The sequence below is a fragment of the Luteibacter pinisoli genome (assembly GCF_006385595.1).
Taxonomy (GTDB): Bacteria; Pseudomonadota; Gammaproteobacteria; order Xanthomonadales; family Rhodanobacteraceae; genus Luteibacter; species Luteibacter pinisoli.
This window is the reverse complement of the sequence record NZ_CP041046.1, coordinates 1385548-1403939: the sequence shown is the minus strand read 5'-3', so window position 1 is coordinate 1403939 and position 18392 is coordinate 1385548. Positions and strand designations below refer to the sequence as shown.

Annotated in this window: 13 protein-coding genes and 2 tRNA genes; 2 read left to right on the top strand and 13 right to left on the bottom strand. The window is 65.9% G+C overall.

Annotated elements, in window-relative coordinates; translation table 11 throughout:
* From pheS to uvrB, 13 genes are all read right to left on the bottom strand, one after another.
* Positions 1–993 (bottom strand): phenylalanine--tRNA ligase subunit alpha, encoded by a 993-nt coding sequence (gene pheS, locus FIV34_RS06405; RefSeq protein WP_139980784.1) that lies wholly within the window; start codon positions 991–993, stop codon positions 1–3.
* A 99-nt stretch (positions 994–1092) separates the two neighbouring features.
* The gene (rplT, locus tag FIV34_RS06400; protein ID WP_072322974.1) at positions 1093–1452 is read right to left on the bottom strand and encodes a 50S ribosomal protein L20; all 360 of its coding nucleotides are present in this window, start codon (positions 1450–1452) and stop codon (positions 1093–1095) included.
* A 13-nt stretch (positions 1453–1465) separates the two neighbouring features.
* Positions 1466–1663, bottom strand: a complete 198-nt coding sequence (rpmI, locus tag FIV34_RS06395; RefSeq protein WP_045831437.1) for a 50S ribosomal protein L35 — start codon at positions 1661–1663, stop codon at positions 1466–1468.
* A gap of 198 nt (positions 1664–1861) precedes the next feature.
* Entirely contained in the window at positions 1862–2389 is a 528-nt protein-coding gene (gene infC / locus FIV34_RS06390; RefSeq protein ID WP_425462919.1) for a translation initiation factor IF-3, read from the bottom strand.
* Between the two features lie 44 nt (positions 2390–2433).
* Positions 2434–4335: a threonine--tRNA ligase gene (gene thrS / locus FIV34_RS06385; RefSeq protein WP_139980780.1), complete on the bottom strand. Its 1902-nt coding sequence runs from the start codon at positions 4333–4335 to the stop codon at positions 2434–2436.
* Positions 4336–4531: 196 nt separating this feature from the next.
* Positions 4532–6409, bottom strand: a complete 1878-nt coding sequence (gene recD, locus FIV34_RS06380; protein WP_139980778.1) for an exodeoxyribonuclease V subunit alpha — start codon at positions 6407–6409, stop codon at positions 4532–4534.
* Complete coding sequence (gene recB / locus FIV34_RS06375; protein ID WP_139980776.1) at positions 6406–10059, bottom strand: exodeoxyribonuclease V subunit beta; 3654 nt, start codon at positions 10057–10059, stop codon at positions 6406–6408. Before recB ends, recD begins: the two co-directional genes overlap by 4 nt.
* A complete protein-coding gene (gene recC / locus FIV34_RS06370) occupies positions 10056–13478 on the bottom strand; it encodes an exodeoxyribonuclease V subunit gamma (protein ID WP_246058764.1) in 3423 nt (1140 codons plus the stop codon). The genes recB and recC overlap by 4 nt, the downstream gene beginning before the upstream one ends.
* Positions 13479–13548: 70 nt before the next feature.
* The gene (locus FIV34_RS06365) at positions 13549–13971 is read right to left on the bottom strand and encodes a CopD family protein (protein WP_139980774.1); all 423 of its coding nucleotides are present in this window, start codon (positions 13969–13971) and stop codon (positions 13549–13551) included.
* Positions 13972–14040: 69 nt separating this feature from the next.
* The gene (locus tag FIV34_RS06360) at positions 14041–14481 is read right to left on the bottom strand and encodes a hypothetical protein (protein ID WP_139980772.1); all 441 of its coding nucleotides are present in this window, start codon (positions 14479–14481) and stop codon (positions 14041–14043) included.
* Positions 14482–14591: 110 nt separating this feature from the next.
* On the bottom strand, positions 14592–15308 hold the full coding sequence (locus FIV34_RS06355) for an rRNA pseudouridine synthase (RefSeq protein WP_139980770.1): 717 nt from the start codon (positions 15306–15308) through the stop codon (positions 14592–14594).
* Positions 15309–15408: 100 nt separating this feature from the next.
* Positions 15409–15483: transfer RNA gene (locus tag FIV34_RS06350), tRNA-Val, on the bottom strand.
* Between the two features lie 74 nt (positions 15484–15557).
* Positions 15558–17579, bottom strand: a complete 2022-nt coding sequence (uvrB, locus tag FIV34_RS06345; protein WP_139980768.1) for an excinuclease ABC subunit UvrB — start codon at positions 17577–17579, stop codon at positions 15558–15560.
* A 125-nt stretch (positions 17580–17704) separates the two neighbouring features.
* Between uvrB and FIV34_RS06340 the strand changes: the two genes are divergently transcribed.
* Together FIV34_RS06340 and FIV34_RS06335 are read left to right on the top strand one after the other, a co-directional pair.
* Positions 17705–18229 (top strand): GspH/FimT family pseudopilin, encoded by a 525-nt coding sequence (locus FIV34_RS06340; protein WP_139980766.1) that lies wholly within the window; start codon positions 17705–17707, stop codon positions 18227–18229.
* 47 nt (positions 18230–18276) lie between these two features.
* Positions 18277–18353, top strand: a tRNA-Asn gene (locus tag FIV34_RS06335).
* The last annotated feature ends 39 nt before the right edge of the window (positions 18354–18392 follow it).

The window sequence follows — 18392 nt, the reverse complement described above, 5'->3', positions numbered from 1 at the left end:
TCAGGCGAACTGGCGCAGGAAGCGCAGGTCGTTCTCGAAGAACGCGCGCAGGTCGCTCACGCCATAGCGCAGCATGGCAAAGCGTTCCACGCCCAGGCCGAACGCGAACCCGGTGTAACGCTCCGGGTCGATGCCGCAGTTCTTCAGCACGGTGGGGTGCACCATGCCGCAGCCCAGCACTTCAAGCCAACGCGTGCTGCCATCTTCGGCGTCCCAGCGGATGTCCACTTCGGCCGAGGGCTCGGTGAAGGGGAAATAGCTGGGACGGAAGCGCATCTCGAAGTCGCGTTCGAAGAACGCGCGGATGAACTCAGCCAGCGTGCCCTTCAGGTCGGCGAAGCTGGAGGTTTCGTCCACCAGCAGGCCTTCGATCTGGTGGAACATCGGCGAGTGGGTCTGGTCCGAATCGCTGCGATAGACCTTGCCCGGCGCGATGATGCGGATAGGCGGCTGGCGCCCCTGCATCGAACGGATCTGCACCGGCGAGGTATGCGTGCGCAGCAGGCGGCCGTCACCGAAATAGAAGGTGTCGTGCATCGCGCGCGCCGGATGGTGCGGCGGGAAGTTCAGTGCTTCGAAGTTGTGCCAGTCGTCTTCGATTTCCGGGCCATCGGCGCGCTGGTAACCCAGGCGGCCAAAGATGTCGGAAATGCGCTCGAGGGCACGGGTAATGGGGTGGATGCCACCGTATTCGCCATCGCGGCCCGGCAGGGTCACGTCGATGCGTTCGGAGGCCAGGCGGCGGTCCAGCTCGGCCTGTTCCAGCGCCTGCTTGCGGGCAGCAATGGCGTCGGTCAGACGCTCCTTCACCCGGTTCACTTCCGCGCCGCGTGCCTTGCGCTCGTCGCCGGTGAGCTGGCCGAGGGCCTTGAGGGCGGCGGTGACGGCGCCGTTCTTGCCCAGCAGGGCGACACGCACGGTATCCAGCGCCTCAAGCGAGGCTGCCGATTCGATATCGCGCAGGGAGGCGTCGACGTTCTCGATCGATTCCATCGGTTTTCCTGGAGTGCAAAAAGAAATGGGGAGAAGGCAAGCCTTCTCCCCACGTCATCCATCTTCGCGCGATATGACTACCGCGCGTGGTAAAGCGGATTACGCAGCCAGACTGGCCTTGGCCTTCTCTGCGATAGCGCCAAACGCCTTGATGTCGTGCACGGCGAGGTCGGCGAGGACCTTGCGGTCGACCGAGATGTTCGCCTTCGCCAGGCCGTTGATGAGACGGCTGTACGAGAGACCGAACTGACGTGCGGCAGCATTGATACGGACGATCCACAGGGCGCGGAACTGGCGCTTGCGCTGCTTACGGCCGATGTACGCGTACTGGCCGGCCTTGATGACAGCCTGGTTAGCTACGCGGAAGACCTTGCGACGGGCGTTGTAGTAGCCCTTCGCGCGGCCGATGATCTTCTTGTGACGACGACGGGCGGTTACGCCGCGCTTTACACGTGCCATGACTTAGTCTCCCTTAGAGATACGGCAGCATCCGAGCCACACCCTTGGTGTCGCACGGCTTGACGTGGTTGGGAGCGCGCAGGCCGCGCTTACGCTTGGTCGACTTCTTGGTCAGGATGTGCGACTTGAAGGCGTGACCAGCTTTGAACTTGCCGGATGCGGTCTTGCGAAAACGCTTCGCAGCCGCCCGGTTGGTCTTGATCTTGGGCATCGGAGTGCTCCCTTTTCAGGTTTCTGACTGATCCGGCGGCGGGCCCTGGGGACCTGCTCTTTCCTTCCTGCCGGGGACGGTTCACGGCCCATCCATACGGGCCGAGCCGGCGATGATACAGGATAATTAAGGCCGTGTGTAGGCGCCCAGGGGCGGGCCTGCACAGGAAAAAGGGCGCCCTGGGGCGCCCTTCCGAGATCAGACCTTCTTCTTCGGGCCGATCATCATGACCATCTGGCGGCCTTCCAGGCGGGGGAAGGATTCCACCACGCCGTCTTCGCCGATATCGGTCTGGACGCGGCGGGCAAGGTTCTGCCCGAGGTCCTGGTGGGACATTTCGCGACCGCGGAAGCGAATGGTGACCTTGACCTTGTCACCTTCCTCAAGGAACTCACGCATCTTGCGGAGCTTGATCTGGTAATCGCCTTCGTCGGTGACGGGGCGGAACTTCACTTCCTTGATCTCGACCTGCTTCTGCTTCTTCTTGGCAGCCGAGGCCTTCTTCTGGGCTTCGAACTTGAACTTGCCGTAATCCATGATCTTGCAGACCGGCGGATCGCCGTTCGGCTGGATTTCGACGAGGTCCATGCCTAGCTCTTCGGCTGCCTTGATGGCATCACGGGTTTCCATGATGCCCATCTGCTCGCCTTCGGCGCCCAGCACCCGGACCCGCGGGACGCGGATCTCAGCGTTCTTGCGATTGCCCTTGTTATCGGTCGTAGCGATACCGCTATCCTCCAGAGGATTGATCTAATTACCGAACCCGCGCCTTAGCGGCGGGTCTCGGCGTCCAAACGTTCGACGAACTGGGCCACGGTCATGCTGCCGAGGTCCTCGCCGCCGCGGGTACGTACGGAGATGGTACCCGTTTCCTTCTCGCGGTCACCGACCACGATCAGATACGGGACCCGCTGCAACGTGTGCTCGCGGATTTTATATCCGACCTTTTCGTTGCGCAAATCAGCATTTACCCTGAAACGTTGTCCGACAAGGCCTTGGGTCACGTCTTGCACGTAATCGGCCTGAGCGTCGGTAATGCTGAACACTACGGCCTGAATGGGGGCAAGCCAGGTCGGAAGCAACCCGGCGTGATGCTCGATAAGGATACCAATAAAGCGCTCCATCGACCCCACGATGGCCCGATGCAGCATCACCGGGTGCTGGCGCTGGCTCGCTTCGTCCACGTATTCGGCGCCCAGGCGCTCCGGCATCATGAAGTCCACCTGCATGGTGCCGACCTGCCAGGCGCGGCCGATCGAGTCCTTCATGTGGTACTCGATCTTGGGGCCGTAGAAGGCGCCTTCGCCCGGCAGCTCTTCCCATTCCACGCCCGCGGCGGACAGGGCCTTGCGCAGGGCGCTCTCGGCCTTGTCCCACACCTCGTCGGCGCCGATGCGCTTTTCCGGGCGCAGGGCGATCTTCATGGCGATGTCGTTGAAGCCGAAGTCGGCGTACACCTGCATGGCCTGGGCGTGGAACGCCGCCACTTCACCCTCGATCTGCGACGGCGTGCAGAAGATGTGGCCGTCGTCCTGGGTGAAGGCGCGCACGCGCATGATGCCGTGCAGCGCGCCCGAGGGCTCGTTGCGATGGCAGCCGCCGAACTCGCCATAACGGATCGGCAGGTCACGATAGCTGTGCAGGTTGGTGTTGAAGATCTGGATGTGGCCGGGGCAGTTCATCGGCTTGAGCGCGTAGGTGCGCTTTTCCGACTCGGTGAAGAACATGTTCTCGTGGTAGTTGTCCCAGTGGCCGGACTTCTTCCACAGGCTCACGTCCATGATCTGCGGGCCACGCACTTCCTGGTAGCCGCTCTTCTTGTAGACGCCGCGGACGTACTGCTCCACGGCCTGCCAGATGGCCCAGCCCTTGGGGTGCCAGAAGATCATGCCCGGCGCTTCTTCCTGCATGTGGAAGAGGTCGAGCTGCTTGCCGATGCGGCGGTGGTCGCGCTTTTCGGCTTCCTCCAGCTGGTGCAGGTAGGCCTTCAGGTCCTTGTCGTTCAGCCACGAGGTGCCGTAGATGCGGGTCAGCATCTCGTTGTTGGAATCGCCGCGCCAGTAGGCGCCGGCCACCTTCATCAGCTTGAACGCGCGCAGCTTGCCGGTGTTGCCGACGTGCGGGCCGCGGCACAGATCGGTGAACTCACCCTGCGTGTAGAGCGAGAGCTCTTCGTTCGCCGGGATCGACTCGATGATCTGCGCCTTGTACTCCTCGCCCATGCCGCGGAAGAAGGCAATGGCGTCGTCGCGGCTCTTCACCGAGCGGGTGACCGGGATCTGTTCCTTGACGATCTTTTCCATCTCGGCCTGGATCGCGTCCAGGTCGTCGGGCGTGAAGGGACGCTCGTAGGCAAAGTCGTAATAGAAGCCGTTATCGACCACCGGGCCGATCGTGACCTGCGCGCCGGGGAAAAGGCGCTGCACGGCCTGGCCGAGAAGATGGGCCGTGGAGTGGCGCAGGATATCCAGCGCCTCGGGGCTCTTCTCGGTGATGATCTCGAGCTTTGCGTCGCGATCGATGTTGAAGCTGGCGTCCACCAGCTTGCCGTCCACCTTGCCGGCCAGGGTGGCCTTGGCCAGGCCGGCACCGATCGAGGCGGCGACATCCTGCACGGTAACGGGGTGTTCGAAGGGACGCTGGCTGCCGTCGGGGAGCGTGATCTGGATCATGGGTACGAATTCCGGACAAACAAAAAGGGCGCCAGGCGCCCTTCGGATTACAACGAAGACGTGGCGGGGGGCTCAGGTTGAAAAGCGCGTAGTCCGCATGTCACACACTCGGCCGACGTTACCGCGGGCCACCTTTTCGTTGGGTTACTACGGGAAAGCTAGTTCAGGCGCGGTCTTGTGTCAAATCGCAACGGCGTCAGCGCAGCCGGTCGAGCAGCCCCGAGGCGCGTCGCGTCTTGCGTGCCACGGCGTAGGCGAGGATGTCGGGTGCCGCCACCAGGGTGAAGTGGCGTCGCGCACGGGTGACCCCGGTATAGACCAGTTCCCGGGTCAGCACCGGTGACGGCTCCGGCGGGAGGGCGAGCGCCGTGTGCTCGAATTCAGAGCCCTGCGACTTGTGCACGGTCATCGCAAAAACGGTATCCACCGCCGAGAGGCGACTCGGTGCGACGAAACGGACGCGTTCGCCCCCGGCCCCGTCGGTGACCAGGAAGGCCACGCGGAGGGCGATGCCGCCCTGCCCGTCAGGCAGCGCCAGCGTCACCCCGATATCGCCGTTCATCAGGCCCAGCGCGTAGTCGTTGCGCACGACCATCACCGGCCGGCCTTCGTACCAGCCGGTGGCCGCGCGAACGAGGCCCCGGCTGAGCAGGGCCAGGGCGATGCGCTCGTTCTGGCTGTCCACGCCGTGGTCGCCGCGCTTCGTGGCGCACAGCAGCTGGAAACGGCGGTGCGCCTCCAGGGCACCGCGGCCCCATGCGGCCCAGGTGTCCTCGTCGGCACCGGCGGCCGGCCGGTGGGCCTGGATCCATTCGAGATAGTGGCGGTAACCGGGCGCGGGGGCGCGGCCATCGATCGCCAGCGCGGCCACGGCGGCCGGCGTGGCCGGCATGCGGGCAATGTCGTCAAACCGGCCTTCGAACACGCGTGCGACGGCCGCTCCGTTGCCTTCGTTGATGGCGCTCGCGAGAGCGCCGATGCCGCTGTCGGTGCCGAAGCGGCGGCTGCGGCGAAGCATCGTCACCCGCTGGTCGAGGGCCCACGGCGTGGTGGCGTCCCGCCACGGGCTGACGTCGACGCCGGCGGCGTCGCGCAGCCACGCCACGGTGGCGTCGTCATAGTGGCCGGGCTCCGCGCGCGCGCAGAGGTCGCCGAGCACCGCGCCCGCTTCTACGGACGAGAGCTGGTCCTTGTCGCCGAGCAGCACGATGCGCGCCCCTGCGGGCAACGCGTCCAGGGTCGCGGCCATCATTTCCAGGTCGATCATCGAGGCTTCGTCGATCACCAATACGTCGACGTGCAGTGGATTGTCGGCGTTGTGCTGGAAGGCGCGTGTGTCGGGCCGGCTGCCTAGCAGGCGATGCAGGGTCGTCACTTCGGCCGGAATGCCCTCGCGCACCGCTGCGTCAACGTCCAGCCGAGCTACCTGGGCGGCAATGGACGCGTTGAGGCGCGCCGCCGCCTTGCCCGTTGGCGCGGCCAGGCGGATGCGCAGGCGGGGCTCGCCGCGCTTCCAGGCCAGCGTCTGCAGCAGGCCAAGGAGGCGGACCACCGTCGTGGTCTTGCCTGTGCCGGGGCCACCGGTGATCACGGCGAAGGCGCTGCGCGAGGCGATGGCGCAAGCCACCTTCTGCCAGTCGACACCGTCGCCTTCCGCAGGGAACAGGCGATCGAGCTCGGCGCGCAGCCCGGGCGGATCGGGCAAGGGCGCAAGGCGCCCGAGGATCGCCGCCGCGACGCGTGCTTCGTCGCGCCAGAAGCGCCGCAGGTAAAGAAGGTTCGCATCGAGGACGAGTGGCGCAGCCTCATCACCACCGGGACGCGCGACCAGCGCCGATGCGCCCAGCCATGTCGACGCATCAGCCAGGGTGGGCTCCTGCTCGGCCAGCGCGCCGACATCCACGCAGATGTGCCCTTCTGCCAGTTCCCGGCTGAGCAGGGCCGCTGCCGCGAGGACGCGCGTGTCGGCGGCCGGATCCAGTGTGAACAGGAATCGAGCGAACGCACGATCCATCGCACGCAGGCGCCCATCGGCGGCGGCTCCATCCAGCCAGGCGTGGATGTCGGCGATCATGCGGTTGCTCCTTCGAACAGGCGATCCATGGCCTCGATCATGGCCCGGGGTGGACGTTCCACGTGCACGCCATGACCGCGGCCATCCACGCCGCGCAGGTAGACATACACCGCGCCACCGACATGCGTGTCGTAGTCGTACGCAGGCCCGAGGCGGGTGCGCAGCAGGCGATGCAGGGCCAGCAGGTAAAGGGCGTACTGAAGCTCATAACGGGAATCGAGGATGGAAAGGCGCATGGCGTCGGGCGTGTAGGCGTGTTCGTCAGCGCCCAGCCAGTTCGACTTGTAGTCGACGACGTACCAGCGGCCTTCGTGCTCGATGATCAGGTCGATGAAGCCCTTGAGCATGCCGTTCAGCGTGTCGCTCGTCAGCGCGGGACGCGTGGCACCGCCGAGCGTGTGTTCGCGCACGATACGGTCGAGCGCCAGTGTGTCCACGCGGCGCGCTTCGAAGAGGAACTCGAGCTCGGCGCGATACCGCGTGGTGTCATCGAGCTGACCCAACGCCAGTGTCGAGCCATCCGGCAAGGTCATCGGCGTGGCCAGGAGCACCAGCAACCAGTCGGTAAGCAGGTCGATCGCCCCGTCCCACCCGCGCCGTTCGCAACGGCGCGCCACGGTGTCGCGCAGGCGCGCCCGGTCGCAGGCGATGGCCGCGAATCCCTCGTCCGCGATCCATTCGAGAAGATCGTGCAGGAAGGTGCCGGCCTCGGCGCCGCGCTCGAAGCCGTGGATGCTGGAGGGGTCCGCGACCGTCGCCACCGGCTCGGTGGCGTACTCGACGATGACATCGTCGATGGCCGTTTCCGGCGCGGGCACATCCTCTTCCGCCTCGGCGTAGCGCAGGCCGCTGTAACTGGCGATGCGCCACGGCTCGGCTCGCGCGATCTCCGGCTCGCGCGGCGGGAGGAGCTTATCGTCACGGACCGGAGCGACATAACGGGTGTCATCGGGCGCCGGCATGTAGTCGACGGCAATGGACGGCTGGCCCTTCGCCAGTGCGGCCAGCAGCCCCGCGATGGCACCGTTGTCAATCTCTGCGCCGCCGGTGAGCAGGTGGCCGAAGGCGCTGCGGTGCACCTGGGGCTTCTTTGCATTACCCGCGGCGACCGGCGCGATGCCCAGCCAGCACGCGTGCCGTGCACGCGTAAGGGCGACGTAGAGCAGGCGCAGGTCTTCCTGCAGCGCGGCCCGCTCGGCGGCTTCCTTTGCTTCGCTGACAGCGACGCCGCCCTGCTTTTCACTGAGCAGCTCGAGCGACATGCCCTCGCCATCGTGATACCGGTAGCCCTGCCCCGCCCGGGCCTTGCCGGACGCGCAGACGAAGGGCAGGAAGACCAGCGGGTATTCCAGGCCCTTCGATTTGTGGATCGTGATGACCTTGACGAGGTCGTCGTCGCTTTCCAGCCGGACGATCTGGTCGTCGCCGTGATGGCTCGCTGTATCGGCAAGGCGCTCGGAGAGATAACGGATGAGCGCCTGCTCACCATCCAGCGTGGCAGCGGCCTGCTGGAGCAGCTCCGCCAGATGCAACACATTGGTCAGGGCGCGCTCGCCGCCATCCAGCGACAGGAGCCGCGCCGGGAGATCGAAGACGTGGAGCATGCGATGCAGCATGGCCAGCACGCCGGCATGCCGCCAGACATCGCGCAACGCCATGAACTGCTGGCCGCGCGCTTCCCAATGCCTCTCCTCCACGTTCAGGCGTTCCAGCTCGCCAAAGCCGAGGTGAAGGGTGCGGGTGGCGAGCGCCGCACGCATGGCGAGGTCAGACGATGGCTCAGCCACGGCGCGCAGCCAGAACAGGAGATCGGTCGCCTCGACGCTCTCCCATACCGAATCACGGTCGGAGAGAAAGACGCTGCGCACGCGGCGCTCGGCCAGCGCGGCGCGTACTTCCGCGGCCTCGGCATGGCTGCGCACGAGGACGGCAATGTCGGCCGGGCGCAAGGGCCTGGCAGGCCCATCTGACGGTGTGAACCCCGCTTCGCCCCGGGCGGCCTCGCCCAGGAGACGAACGATCTCGCTACCGCACGCGGCAGCCATTTCCTTGCGATAGATGCGCACGCCGACCGGCTGCTCGTCATCGAGTAGCCAGAGCTGGAGCGCGGGCTGGGTTTCCCCATGCCGCACGAAGTGCTCCGCGCGGCCATGTGCCAGCACCGGCGCGAACGGCAGGCCACGGTCCTCGAAATGGAAGGCGCCCGACGCGTGGCGCTCGCCATGCGAGAACACCGCGTTCACCGCGTCGACCATGCCCTGGGTGGAACGGAAATTGGTGTCGAGGCTGTAATGCGGCGGCGACGCCTCGGCGCGCGCGGACAGGTACGTATGGATATCCGCACCGCGGAACGCGTAGATCGCCTGCTTCGGATCACCAATCAGCAGCAGTGCGGTATCCGGTGCCGCGGCATAGACGGTCCGGAAGATGCGGTACTGGAGGGGATCGGTATCCTGGAACTCGTCAATCAGCGCGAGCGGGTACTGGCGTCGGATCGTCGCGGCCAGATCCACGCCGGAGGCGCCGGTGAGTGCGCGGTCGAGGCGAAGCAGCAGGTCGTCGAAGCCGATCTGGGCGCGTCGGCGCTTTTGCGTGGCGAAGCGTTCGCGAACGCGCTCCACGGCATCCGCAAGGATGACATGGCGTACAGCCACCCGCGAAGCCTGCCATTCGTTCCAGTGCTCCAGCGCGCCAAAGGCCGGATGTTCGGGTCGATCCTTTCCCTTGCCAGTGGCTTTCGCGAGGCGACTCGTCGCGTAACGGGCGATATCGAAGCCGCCGGGCTCAGCGGATTGAGCCCAGCGCCGCATCGCGGCCATGTCGGCGGGCATGCGGTCCGGCTTGTACCACCCGTTGTGCAGCGTCTTGCTGGCGACGGCGCCGACAAGGAGCGCGCTGAGGTCGTCCGCGTCATCCCGCCAGGCACGCGCGGCATCGCCCATCCGGCGGCTATCTTCGTCGTCCCACGCCTTTCGCTCGGCGAGCACGGCGTCCAGGCCATCCCCGTGGCCAAGGACGGCACCATCCACACGCAACGTGGCCTCGCCCGCACCCAGCAGCGGCTTCAGGGAGCGCAGCAGATCATCCGGCGTGCGCCACTCGGCCTGCACGGCCGCCAGTGTCGCTTCATCCAGCGGATAGAACGTCTGCCGCCAGTAATCGCGCACGCACTCGGCCAGCAACTCGCTTTCATCGGGTTCGAGGGTCTGCGCGAACGCATGGCCGCTACCAAACGCATGCTGGGTGAGCATGCGCTGGCTCCAGCCGTGAATGGTGAAAATGGCGGCCTCATCCATCCACTGCGCGGCCAGTTCAAGCCGGCGTGCGCAGGCGGACCGCTGCTCCGGTGCGTAAGCGGCGATCAGCTCACGCATCAACGGTTCAGTGGACTCGCCCGAGCGAAACGCGATGGCCGACGCGACGAGTCGTGCGCGGATGCGCTCGCGCAGCTCCTGCGTGGCTGCCTCGGTAAATGTCACGACGAGGATCTGTGGCGGCAGCAGCGGCTGGGGGACGCCGTGACCCAGCACGGCACGCACGTACAGTGCCGCGATGGTCCAGGTTTTGCCTGTACCGGCGCTCGCCTCGATCAGGCGCACGCCATTGAGCGGGAGCGCCAGCGGTTCCAGTGGTTCAACGGCGAACGTCATGCCTGCTCCACCCGTAAGGCCGCGCACAGATCCATATAAGGCTGGAGGTGATGCGCGAAGCCAGCCGACAGCATCCGGTCGAAGTCCGGCCATGCCCGCGCGAGGTATGGGTCGCCGTCCACCTCGCCGCGCGAAAAGTCATCCGCGGGCGAATACGCACGCCGCGCTGCGCTCTCGGCATCACGTTCGTCCGCGGCGATCCAGGCCAGTGCCGCTTTCATGGCCACCGGCAGCGGCGTCGCCATGCCCTCGCGCCAGGCTCGCACAAGGGTCTCGAGCGCTGCGCGCGCCTGATCCGTCGCGAGTGGCCGCATGACGATGGTGCCGTCAGGGCCGATGTATCGGGTTTCCACGGCGTGGCCGGCAGCCTGCGCCACGAGGTGGTCGACCCACGGCATCACTACCCGGTGCGCAAGCGGCCGCCCTTCGGCATCGAGGACGCCCGAGGGTGACACCAGCAGCGCCGCCAGATCGCCGGCTTCGTTGGCCCGCAACCCTGCCAGCCAGTCTTCGATAACCACACCCGCGCATGCCACGCGTACTTCGAACTTGTCGGCTTCCACCGGCCAGCGCCGGCGCTCGGCGACGTAGCGCCCGTACACGGCAGCCGCACCTTCTTCCAACTCGCGGCGAATGGGTGCGGCAAAGCCGCCCATGGGCAACTTGCCACTTCGCTGCAGGCGTGTCGTCGCGCCACTGATGGCGAGTTGTGACGGCTGCTCCTCCCGGAGCGCCGCGCGCAGTACCGTGTCGGTCATGGTGAAGCGATCCAGCCCGCCCAGGGCGAAGGGCTCCAGCGCTTCGCTCGCGACATCCGGCAGCTCGAAACGGACGCCCAGCCTGCCCTGGAAGAATTCGCGGACGGGATGACGCAGGAATCGCCGCAACGTGCCGAGGCCGATGGGGCGGTCCACGGACCAGGGCGGAAGGCCGTCACCTTCCGTCGCCGTGCCGCCGTCATGAACGTGGCGCCACTCATTGGCGTAGGTAAACAGGCGCGGATCGCCCGCCCTGAAATACGCCGGACTGAAGGGTTGCAACGCGTGGACCACGGTGAGGCGGTTGAGTACCTCCCCGCCCTCCTCGTCCGCCCAGGCGGCGCTGAGATAATCGCGCAACTGGCCCACCAGCACGGACGGCGCCCGCTCAGCGTTGTCGCGCGCGCTGCGACCCACCCAGCCAATGTGCAAGCCATCCCGCGCGGAAAGAAGCGCCTCGAGAAAAAGGTAACGGTCGTCTTCACGGCGCGAGCGGTCGCCAGGACGCCATGCGCCGGCGCGTGCCATCAGGTCAAAATCCATCGGCGGTCGCGCACGCGGATACTCGCCGTCGTTCATGCCCAGCAGGCAGACGAGGCGGAACGGAATGGCGCGCATCGGCATCAGGGTGCCGAAACTCACGGCGCCGGCCAGGAAGCGCTTGGACAGGCCGCCATCGTCCAGCTGGCCAAGCCACGCCTCACGCACGACGTCCACCGGCACGGGCTCGTCGAAATCCGCTTCGGCACAGGCACGCTCCCAGGTATCCAGCGCATCCAGCAGGCGCTGCTCGCGCATGCGGTCGTCCGGATCGGTCGGTGCGAAGAAGTCGCGCATCAACGCGCGCAACCGCTCGCCCCACGCGGCCGCCGGCACGGGTACCGCCATGGCGCGCCAGTGGCTGCCCAGCCGCTCGACCAGGTCGGCCAGCGGACCGACCAGCCCGGCATCGAGGCCACCCACTTCGCCGTACGGCTCGATCTCTCCCCATGCCTCGCCCTGCCCCACGGCATAGCCGAGCAACATGCGACGGAGACCAAACAACCACGTGTTCTGCTCGAGCGCAGGCAAACCCAGCGCCGCGCGCTGTTCGGCATCGAGGCCCCAACGGATGCCGGCCCCCTCCACCCAGCGATGCACGAGCGGCAGGTCGTCCACGCCGAGGCCAAAGCGTTCGCGAAGCGCCGGGACGTCGAGCAGGTCAGCCATGTCACCGGAGGCAAACCGCGACTCCGTCATGCCCATCAGCATGTCCAGCGCCATCACCATCGGCACCGTCCCGCGCGAGGCGCGATCGGCAATGCTGTAGGGGATGTAGCGGCGGTCATCGCGCGTCACGCGACCGAAGACGGCGTCGATATGCGGCGCGTAGGTGTCGATATCCGGCACCATCACGATCACGTCGCGCGGAAGGATCGGATCGCCTGCGCGTGCCGAGGCCTCGAATCGCGCCAGCAGCTGATCGTGCAGGATCTCGACTTCGCGCTGTGGGCCGTGCGCGACATGGAACGCGATGGACTCATCACCGGCGGCGAGAGGCGCGGGCTGGGCCGGAAGCGGATCGAGGTCCAGGATGGCCGCTTGCACCTTGCCAAGCAGGCTCGTGCTGGACGGCTCCTCGAACACGTCAATGCGCTGTTCCCATGCGGTGAAGCGCTCGCGATACGTTTCCGGATGATCGAACTCATCGAGCAGGCGAATGTAATCGCGCCCCTGCTTGCCCCATGCGGCGAGCAGCGGATTCGCGTACAGATGCAGGTCACCTTCGTCGGGCATCGGGGGCACACCCGGCTTGGCCTCCTGGCGGCGACGCTCCGCGCGCAGCAGCTCGCGGTCGTCGACGATGTCGGCCCAATAATGGCGGCATGGATTGAGGACGACGAGGACGACCTGCGACCAGCGCGACAACGCGGACAGCGCCTCGATGGTCTGCCTGGGAAGCGACGACATGCCGAACACGACAATGCGCCGGGCCAGGGCAGCGGGCCTTTCCGTGGCGGTGGACGCCGCATGGAGGAATCGGGCATGCACGGCCGCGCGATGCCCATGCGCGTCGTCGGGGCCCACATCGTCCAGTAGGCGTCGCCATAGCGCGGCCTGCCAGCGATCACTTTCACCCATGCCGGGTTCGCCGCCGCGGGCATCGCGCATGACGTCGCGCCCGGCGGCCCAGTCGTCCAGCCAGTCGGCACGATACACCTGGTAGCCGTCGTAGAGATCCGCCAGGCGCTCGGCCAGCTGATGGCATTTACGCGCATCCTCGCCGTCGCCCAGGAACGCCGCGAGCGGCTCGAAAACCGGCTCGCGCGCCAGCGCCGGCAGCAGGCGCATCAGGCGCCAGATCAGCCGTGATTTATCGAAGGGCGATTCCGGAGGCACCGCATCGCGACCCAGCACGGCACGGTACGCATCCCAAAGGAACCGGCCCGGCAGCTCCACGTTCACCGACGCCGCGATCCCGAGCCCGCCATCACCTTCCGCCCGCGCCAGCGCCAGCCGGAACCACTGCGCGATGCCATTGGACTGCACGAGGATGCGCTCGTCTTCCAGCGGGCGCAGGGGCGCACGCTTCAGCCACTGAACGAGGATGTCGCGGAGGTCTTCGAGGCGGTTACCGTGCAGGACCATCAGGCCCGGCGCGATCGGATGCGTATCGCTCAAGCATCAGCTCCGGCGGAGGAGTGAGGAACAGAGGCCATGATGGCCGACATGGGTCGCACGCCCCGAGACCTTAGAAAGGCTTGGCCACCACCAGGTAGACGATGGCCAGCAGCACCAGCACGGGCAATTCGTTACCCATCCGCAGGGCCTTCGCGGAAGGCAGCGGGCCGCCGGCGATGCTGCGCTTGAGTGCTCGGCCCGTCCAGATGAAGTAAGCCAGCATCAGGGCGACCAGGGCCAGCTTCGCATGCAGCCACCCGCCGGCGATGCCGAAATAGAGCCAGAGAATCAGGCCAAAGATCAGCGCCATGCCGAACATGGTGTGGCCGAAGCGGTAGAGTCGACGCCCCATCAGCTCCAGTCGCGCCTTGACCGCGGGTGGCTCACCCGTCGCTTCCGCGATATTCACCAGGATGCGGGGCAGGTAGAAGACCGTGGCCATCCAGGCGATGACAAAGACGATGTGCAAGGACTTGGTCAGCAAATAGGCCACGGGCGCCGCTCCCTTTGAAAGGCATGAGTGTAGCCCGGAGAACCCCGCCGCGAACTGCGACAGGTAGCCTCACGGCACGCGCGCGAGATGCTGGAGCGCCTGTGCGCCCACGAAGCCAAGCGTACCGCCAAGGGTGGCAATCGCCGTGGCCATGCCCCACAAGCGCTGGCGGCAGCCAAGCAGGTCGCGCAGGTCGGTCTCTGTGCCACGGAGCCGGCGATCGACTTCCCGGACGTCGTGCTGCATCACGGTGACATCGGAAGCCACCGCGGACATCGCCTGCCCCAGGTTTCCGACGCGGGCGTCGAGACGGTCCAGGCGGGTATCGACCCGCTGGAAGCCTTCATTCGTACGGCGCGCGTGCTCATCGAAGCGGGCCAGGAATGCGTCAAACCGGGCATCAGACCGGGCAAGGCGCTCATGCAGGCACGTCCACTCCGTGGCCGAGAGAGACAGGCCAGAATGACTCAGCGACTGGGAGGCCTCGGGAGAGCAAGAAGGGTTGACCATGAACAGGCTCCGAAACAAAGGGTGCCCAAAGAATCCATGGAACGGCGCGAGGCCGCCATCCGTCGAAGCTCAACAAAAACTGTAAGGCAAAGCTGACCTGGCTTAAGGCGTCAGAAGCGGTCGGTGGTTGCCATATAGCGCCACTGCCCCGGCTCCATGCGCGACATGGGAATCCGGCCGACGCGGATGCGCTTCATCCCGAGCACCTTCAGGCCAACCGCCTCGCACATCCGCTCGATCGTCGCCGGCGCGATGCGCTTCAAGGCAAAGCGGAGATGGCGCTCGTTCTGCCAGCTGACCTTGATCGGCGGCAAGGCGTAATTGTCGAAAACGAGTCCGTGGTTGAGCTTTGCCAAGCCGCTCGCCGAGAGCGCGCCTTCCACTTCCACCACCATCTCCTGCTCAAGGCGTTCGAAATCCTCGACCAGACGGCGCTTCACGCGCCAGTCCTGGGTAAATACCAGCAGGCCACTGGCCATGTCCGGCAGCGGCAGCGGCGATTCGAGGTGGTTGAAGTGTCGCTGCAGCAAGCGCACGCCCGACATGTCGTAGGGAGCGTGGCTTTCCGCGCGGATCATGGCCCGCGCCTCTTCGACGGTTGCCCCGGCCGGCTTGTGGAACAGCATCGATGCCGGTTCCGGCGGTGTCAGCTGCGCATTCGGGTCGATCTCGACCCGCTGGCCGAGCACCTTGAACTGCGGCTGCTCCACCGTCACCCCGTCCACGCGCACCCAGCCGCCTTCGATATACATTTCCGCTTCGCGGCGCGAGCACTGGGTCAGTGCGGCGACACGTTTGGCCAGGCGTTCGGGTTCGGGTTCGGTCATCAGGCGGGCCAGGGAGTCCTGTCGGGATTATAGGCAAGAAAAAAGGAGCCTCGAGGGCTCCTTCATCATCGTCTTCATGCCATTTCCCGATAGAGGGAAATGGTGGGCGGTACAAGGATCGAACTTGTGACCCCTACCATGTCAAGGTAGTGCTCTACCGCTGAGCTAACCGCCCGAAGAGCTGCGCAGTTTACCGATGCCCGGAGGCCGATGCAAGGGGGTCCGTGCCACGGGAATGCCCCCACCTCGTCAGCGCAGGGCCCGCTCGCGCAGCCGGTGGATCTCGTCGCGCACCTTGCCCGCCTCCTCGAACTCCAGGTTCTGGGCGTGCTTGTACATCCGCGTCTCCAGCTTCTTGATCATCGAGCCGACCTGCTCGGTGCTCAGCGCGCTGTAGTCCTCCGCCACCTCGGCCACCTTCTTTGCATCCTTACCCTTCTTGCCCTTCCCTCGCGAGCCCAGGTCGGAACGGGCACCTTCCATGATGTCGGCAATGCGCCGGACCACCGTCTTCGGCGTAATGCCGTTGGCCGTGTTGTATTCGATCTGCTTCTCGCGGCGGCGCGCCGTTTCGTCCATGGCCTCTTTCATGGAGCCGGTGATCTCATCGGCGTACAAGATCGCCTTGCCGCGCACGTTACGTGCCGCGCGGCCGATGGTCTGGATCAAGGACCGCGTGGAACGCAGGAAGCCTTCCTTGTCCGCATCCAGGATCGCGACAAGGGAGACCTCGGGCATGTCCAGGCCCTCGCGGAGCAGGTTAATGCCCACCAGCACGTCAAACTCGCCCAGGCGCAGGTCGCGAATGATTTCCGTGCGCTCCACCGTTTCGATATCGGAATGCAGGTAGCGGACCTTTACGTCGTGCTCGGACAGATAATCGGTGAGATTCTCCGACATGCGCTTGGTGAGCGTCGTGACGAGCACGCGATCCCCCATGGCGATGCGCTTACGAATCTCGCCCAGCAGATCGTCCACCTGGGTGCGCACCGGGCGCACCTCGACCTCGGGGTCGATCAGGCCAGTCGGGCGCACGACCAGTTCAACGATATTGTCGTCGGAATGCTCGAGCTCGTACTTTGCCGGCGTGGCCGATACGTAAATGGCTCGCGGCGCACGGCGCTCCCATTCGTCGAACTTCAGCGGGCGGTTATCCATCGCCGACGGGAGGCGGAATCCGAACTCGACCAGCGTCTCCTTGCGCGAGCGGTCGCCCTTATACATCGCACCGAGCTGCGGCACGGTCACATGCGATTCGTCGACCACCATCAGCGCATCCGGCGGCAGATAGTCAAACAGGGTCGGCGGCGGCTCGCCGGGGCCGCGACGGGTCATGTGCCGCGAATAGTTCTCGATACCCTGGCAGAAACCCACCTCGGCCATCATTTCCAGGTCGAAGCGCGTGCGCTGCTCCAGTCGCTGTGCCTCGACCAGCTTATTGTCCTTGTAGAGCTGCTCCAGGCGCTCGGAAAGCTCGACCTTGATGGTCTCCATCGCATTGAGCACGCTTTGCCGCGTCGTGGCGTAATGCGTCTTGGGATACACGGTGTAGCGGGGCACTTTCCGCAGGACTTCGCCGGTCAGGGGGTCGAATACCGAAAGGTTTTCCACGTCACCGTCGAACAGCTCGATGCGCAGGGCTTCCGCCTCGGATTCCGCCGGGAAGACGTCGATGATTTCGCCGCGCACGCGATACGTACCGCGGCGCAGTTCCATCTCGTTGCGGACATACTGCAGTTCGGTGAGCTGGCGGATCAGGGCGCGCTGGTCGACGTGGTCGCCGCGCGACAGGATCAGCCGGAGGCTCATGTAATCCTCCGGGTCACCCAGACCGTAGATCGCCGAAACGGTAGCGACGATCAGCGAATCGCGACGCGACAGCAGCGCCTTGGTCGCGGCAAGGCGCATCTGCTCGATGTGATCGTTGATGCTCGAATCCTTCTCGATGAAGGTATCCGAGGCCACCACGTACGCTTCGGGCTGGTAGTAGTCGTAGTAGCTGACGAAGTACTCCACCGCGTTATGCGGGAAGAACTCCTTGAACTCACCATAGAGCTGCGCGGCCAGCGTCTTGTTGGGCGCCAGCACAATGGTCGGCTTCTGGATCTTGTCGATCACATTGGCGATGGTGAAGGTTTTGCCGGAACCGGTCACACCAAGCAGGGTCTGCGAGGCGAGCCCCGACTCAAACCCTTCGGTGAGGCGCTGGATGGCCAGGGGCTGGTCACCCGCGGGCTGGTAAGGCGAGACGAGCTGGAAGCGATCAGTCATACCCGACCATATGCTGGCGAAAACCGTGAGTTTAAAGGCACTGCGCCTACACGGCGTGAGGTCGAAGCCTGACAGATCCGGGCCGCCGTGCGAGCCATCCTCCCGGGTACATCAAGGACCCTGCCATGCCTCGTCGCCAGCGCGCCTTCACCCTCATCGAACTGACCATCGTCGCCCTCATCGTTGCCGCCGGCGCCGTCATCGCCGTGCCCGCGGTGGGCCACGCCATCGCCGCCGCACAGGCGCGCACCGCCTCGCGGACCCTCGCGCACGACCTGGCAATGGCCCGGCGCGCCGCTATCGACCGGGACGGCCCCGTGGTCGCCTGCGCCAGCCGCGACGGCCTCCGCTGCACGCCGGGGGCCGCATGGCATCACGGATGGATCATCCAGCACGGCCGCGTCGTCCTCTCGGCGCACGATGCCCTGCCTCGCCGCGTGGCCAGCGACGCCTCGGACGGGCGGCCACAGATTCGGTTCGGGCCAGGCGGCACCGCCTTGGGAACCAATACAACGATCACCTTCTGCGCCCGGAACCGGCCGGGCACGGGACATTCGGCGGTGGTCTCAGGCGTTGGCAGGATCCACGGCGGCCCCGCCCAATCCGCCCATGGGGCCTCCTGCGCCGCCTCACGTGAAATTCGTCGTTAAGAATGCTTGACAGCCCCCTGCAACATCCACAAAATACGTGGCTCCCCGCCCGAATAGCTCAGCCGGTTAGAGCACTTGACTGTTAATCAGGGGGTCGTTGGTTCGAGTCCAACTTCGGGCGCCAGAATTTGAAAGGGCTTGCAGCGATGCAAGCCCTTTTCTT